Here is a 4800-nt window from a genome sequence, read left to right as displayed (position 1 = left end):
TAAGAGCTTTTTGTAAGTTTTTCTTTTCTTCTAAGTCTAGGAAATCTTTGGCTGGCATAAGTAGGATTTTTCTAAAATTACTATTTCTATTTTAGGTGGTTTAAGTGCGTTTTAGCTTAACACTCCCCAATTATAAAACCTTAACACTTTTTTAAGATTCTTTTTTGAGACAATAATGTATACGAACCAGTTTTTGTTACGGATGTTAAGTAACAAAATGTAAAGAACCCGATACCTAGAGTAGCGTGAATTCCTGATATCGCCAAGTATATGTAAGTACAAAGCTACCAGTTTATCCGTCTTTCCGCCCCCTCGATCCCAACTATTCCCATTTTTCTTTATTGGCGTCACAACGAATGCAGGCTTGGCAAGCATTCGAGCGTGGATGTCTGTAATGGATTTAGAAATTTGGTATATTCCCATCATGCCTATTTTTAAAGTTTATGATCCAGTTTCGACAAAAAAGTTCGTAAATCTATATTGACAATTACATAAAGCTATGGCTCTATTGCAGATGGGGAGGGAGATGGGAGCTTGTTTGAGCGATCGGTAAACAGTAACCGGTAATTAGGGTTGGCTGAATAAATCTAAAAACCTTGTTGGGTAAGACTTTTAGACTTTTTGTCAACCAAAAAGTACCAGACCCCGGAGTGATCGGGGGGAAAATTTAGGTACTTTTTCCCTGAAAATTAGGTAATTGACCCCCTCAAAATCGCTAAAACCCTACACCCGTTCGGCTGAGCTCACGGCCGAAGCCTACACCCTACACCCACCGAAAAACTTTTTGCCGCAAACCCTACTTAATAGTGACGTGGAGTATAAACCCACTGCTTGGTTTTACCTTGCTCAATAAGGCGAGTTTTACTGGATCCGATCAAAATTATAGTCCGCATATCCGCATCTTTAATAGTCATATCCCCTAGGAATTTCACCGTCACTGTTTCCCCTTTTCGTCCTAAATTACGCGCTAATACCACAGGAGTTTGCGGCGATCGCCATTGTAATAAAATCTCTTTTGCCTTCTCCAATTGCCAAGTGCGCTCTTGAGACACAGGATTATAAAATGCGATCGCTAAATCTGCTCGGGCTGCTAACTCAATGCGCTGAGAAATCACCTGCCAAGATTTGAGAAGATTTGATAGGGAAATCGCACAAAAATCATGTCCTAAAAGTGCGCCAACCCTCGCGGCCGCCGCTTGCATCGCCGAAATCCCCGGACAGACCTGAATGGCGATCGCATCCCATGCTGGTTTTGCTTTTTTTTCTAATACCTCAAACAGGGCTGCGGCCATGGCATAAATTCCGGGATCTCCGGAAGAAACTAAGACAACCGATCGCCCCTTAGCCGCTAAATCTAGGGCCATTTCTGCGCGATCAAGTTCCACCCGATTATCCGATTCATGGCGGACAATTTCTGGTTTTCGCAGGGATTCTACCAAATCCAAATAAGTTTTATAACCCACCCAATCCGTGGCTTTTTCCAACACTTCTCGAACTTCCGGCGACATCCAATTTAGCGCACCAGGGCCGGTTCCGACTATGGCTAATTTACCTTGACTTTCCTGGGCAAAATCCCCTGGGGACAAACTGGATTTTTCCTTAATTTGCTGGCTTTCCTCATACAGATAAACTAAACAGGCAGTGCTAGGTTTTGCCAAGTTTAAGTTATTTTTATCGATAATCTCAATGCTCAGTTTTGCTGCTGATGAAATCGGTAAATTACTATTTTTTAACCAGTCCGCTTCACCAATTAATTTTACTTTTTCACCCGCCAATAAATCGGCAAGAAACTTCTTAGCATCATCGGGATTAACTAACTGATAACCCGGTGGTGGCGATAATAAAGTCGTTTTAAATCTAATATCACCAGTGGTGGTAATTGCGGGGGAAATTTGCAAAACCGAGGCAATTTGACGAGCGAGATCATTAACCCCTTGTAAACCCCCCAACAAAGGCACTACGGCACTGCCATCTTCTGCGAGTGCTAATACAGGCGGTTCTTGCCATTTATTAGTTAATAAAGGTGCTAAAGTGCGAATCAAAATACCCGCAGCACAAATGCCAATAATTGGCGTTCCCATCTGGAAAAATTCTCGCACCGTTTCGCCAAAATTAGTATAGGTAAAATCAGCCGAATGGGTACGATCTATTAATCCATAAACCACTGCTTCTGGTAGGGCCATTTGCACTTGACGAGCAACGGGGATACTGGTTTCTCCTAAAATGAAAATAGCTGGAGGTTTCATTTGGCTTCCCCCGACTGCGCTGCGGTTAACTTTTGGACAAATTCTTGCTGCTCTGCCGAGTTAATTCCAGCTTTTAAGATGTCTAACACCCGTGACATATTGCCGTTGAGCATGGCTGAAATATCTAACCACAAACCCGGAAATACTAGAGAGCAAATCACTCCTTCTTGGTTGGGTAACAAAGAAATATAATCGCCATTTTCTAAACTAAACCAATCAATTTTTTGGTCAAATACCTGCCAAACAAGGTATTCTTGAATGCCACCGCGCCGATAAGCACGTTTTTTATCACCTAAGTCTATGGCGGCACTACTAGCGGCAATTTCTACCACTAATTCCGGCGCTCCTTCTAGGTATCCCTCTACAGTTAGGGTTGATTTTCCCCCGCTTTCTTGACTGATTAATAACACCCCATCCGGCTGTAGTTCGTTGTCGATATCCAAGCGAACGGTTGGCTCAATACCCATTTGTACTTGGGGTGTAGCAGCTTGATAAACTCCCAACCAAGTGATTAAACGTCCGTGGGGTTCAGCATGAAATTTAAACCTTAATGGGGATGCCATATATACAACTCCTTCGATCAGTTCGGCTTTTTTTAATCCTGGCATAGCTTGATAACGGCGCTCGAATTCGGGACGAATTAAGCGATCCCCATTTTCTAACGGGGGTAAATGTTGAGTGGTTACAGTCTGAGAAGTTAAGGATTTAACCGGAGAAGAAGTCATGGTGGCAGTCTTTGGGAACAAAACAGCATTGATTTTATTATAAGTAGGTAGGCGTTAAAAATTATCAGATGCCCCCCTTATTAAGGGGTATCCCCCCGCCTATCGGCACCCCCCTTATCAAGGGGGGCAGGGGGGATCGAACCTAAAATCCATTTTTAATTTAATTATAACCAGCTAAGTACCTAGGCAAAATTATTTACACATGACGATCATTGCCCCGTAAGGGTTTTAGCTCGATCGGGCAGGTAATTAATTTTGCATGACTACTTACTTAGATTGTTTTATTGGACTTCTTGCGGGATTTAACTTTTAGCTGAAATTTCGCCAGAAGTCCTGAGCTTTTAGCGATGGGATGAATGGCGACCAACAGATAGACAATTACCCAAAAATATAGCATTTATCTTAGTGGTGAGGTACAAAGTTTTCGTTTTGGGAAGTCGGTAGTCGATACCAAATTAGGTTACACTTCATCTAGTTATGAGAAACGCTGTCATAACTGATATAGCGCACCTAAATGAAAGGTAAACGTCCTCTTCTAGAGCCTACCCGTTCACGAATAACCGATAACTGATAATGTTGGTTCCCCTTACCCGTCAATCGATCGAGCAAATTGTCCCGATTATCGCCACAGGTCCCCAGTACGCTCACTATTGGGGTAAATGGTCTGATTTTCTGCGCCGTTTATTCATTTCTATCATCGCTCTCACCGCAGCTTGGTTAATCGGTAATTTATTCGGCCCAGGTGGTTTAACAATTAAACTGATATTCGACATTATCGCCGGTTTATATTGGCTCTGGGGTCCGGTTTACTGGGCCAGTGTTCGTAATAATACCTATCGTCGTCTTCCCTACGGGGGGTTTTGGCGCGGTCGCGTTTTCGATGCTTTTGTAACCGAGGAATTAATCGGGGAAGAAGAAAGGGTCAATAAACGCGGGGAATTAGAGATTATCGAAAATCGCCAACGCTGTATTAATCTAGAAATCGGTGATCAAACTGGCTTTTCGGCGATCATTCGCGCTCCCCTCAAACGCATCCATAAATCGATCCGTCCCGGAATGGTGGCCGAAGCTTTGTTAATGTCTCGAGAACCCGATTTAGGGGATATCAATCAGCTTTCTGATGTCCATCTTCCCCAACTCGACCAGTGGATAGGGGAATATCCCGTGCTGCGACGGGATATTTTTCAGCAAGTTAGTCGCGAATTGGGAGGGGGAAAAGAACCCCGGCCAAAACCTTCTCGTTATTCTAATAATGTCATCCGAAGACGCAAAACCCGTTAATGGTTCGGCGATCTTTGAAAAAACACCGGTTTCTCGGCTATCAATGAATAATACTAAATCCTGTTTAAAAGGTATAGGAGAGTAGGGTGTAGGGTGTGGGGTGTAGGGTGTGGGGTGTGGGGAGAAGGGAGAAACAATTCATAACTTGAGAGTTAATCACACTATTAAAAACGGATTTGGAATAATAATCAATTAAATGGTCTATTTACACAGTTTATGCCATTTAATCCTTATTTTTGCCGTTTTTTAACCATCAAAAATTAATTATGCAAGGGGTTCAATATAATGTTAATTGAGCTTAGAAGGAGATAAATCGATGACGGCATCCTTTGACATCCTCGCCGCCGTAAAACGGACGGCGATTCCCAAACCTCACGATTTGGGTTTCTGCTTCTTTCCCGAAGGATTTTTCGCACCTGCCTTAACAGATTGGCTCTTCTGGTTTCTGTGTGGAAACGAGGTCTATACTGATGGTTTCTTCGTCAAAATAGCCCTAAAAGTCTTGCCCGATAAGCATTTCACAATTCCATAAGCAAAAATTATCACAC

4 protein-coding genes are annotated in these 4800 nt (G+C 42.8%); 2 read left to right on the top strand and 2 right to left on the bottom strand.

Annotated features, from left to right (window positions below; genetic code table 11):
* Window positions 1-800: 800 nt before the first annotated feature.
* Both cobJ and EWV66_RS20265 read right to left on the bottom strand, forming a co-directional pair.
* The gene (gene cobJ, locus EWV66_RS20270) at window positions 801-2246 is read right to left on the bottom strand and encodes a precorrin-3B C(17)-methyltransferase (RefSeq protein ID WP_287108020.1); all 1446 of its coding nucleotides are present in this window, start codon (window positions 2244-2246) and stop codon (window positions 801-803) included.
* Entirely contained in the window at window positions 2243-2971 is a 729-nt protein-coding gene (locus tag EWV66_RS20265; RefSeq protein WP_052276962.1) for a Uma2 family endonuclease, read from the bottom strand. Before EWV66_RS20265 ends, cobJ begins: the two co-directional genes overlap by 4 nt.
* 573 nt (window positions 2972-3544) lie before the next feature.
* Here EWV66_RS20265 and EWV66_RS20260 point away from each other — a divergent pair.
* The gene (locus EWV66_RS20260) at window positions 3545-4252 is read left to right on the top strand and encodes a DUF8619 family protein (RefSeq protein WP_052276961.1); all 708 of its coding nucleotides are present in this window, start codon (window positions 3545-3547) and stop codon (window positions 4250-4252) included.
* A gap of 316 nt (window positions 4253-4568) precedes the next feature.
* Entirely contained in the window at window positions 4569-4784 is a 216-nt protein-coding gene (locus EWV66_RS20255) for a hypothetical protein (RefSeq protein WP_052276960.1), read from the top strand.
* The last annotated feature ends 16 nt before the right edge of the window (window positions 4785-4800 follow it).

The organism is Microcystis sp. M_OC_Ca_00000000_C217Col (assembly GCF_007095585.1).
In the GTDB taxonomy this organism is placed as follows: domain Bacteria; phylum Cyanobacteriota; class Cyanobacteriia; order Cyanobacteriales; family Microcystaceae; genus Microcystis; species Microcystis panniformis.
Note: the sequence above shows the minus strand (reverse complement) of the source record. Positions and strands in the feature narration are given on the sequence as shown.

What these genes read in the sequence shown, in the direction of transcription:
- EWV66_RS20265 (WP_052276962.1), bottom strand. Translation starts at nt 2,971, where the DNA reads ATGACTTCTTCTCCGGTTAAATCCTTAACTTCTCAGACTGTAACCACT.
- cobJ (WP_287108020.1), bottom strand. Translation starts at nt 2,246, where the DNA reads ATGAAACCTCCAGCTATTTTCATTTTAGGAGAAACCAGTATCCCCGTT.
- EWV66_RS20255 (WP_052276960.1), top strand. Translation starts at nt 4,569, where the DNA reads ATGACGGCATCCTTTGACATCCTCGCCGCCGTAAAACGGACGGCGATT.
- EWV66_RS20260 (WP_052276961.1), top strand. Translation starts at nt 3,545, where the DNA reads ATGTTGGTTCCCCTTACCCGTCAATCGATCGAGCAAATTGTCCCGATT.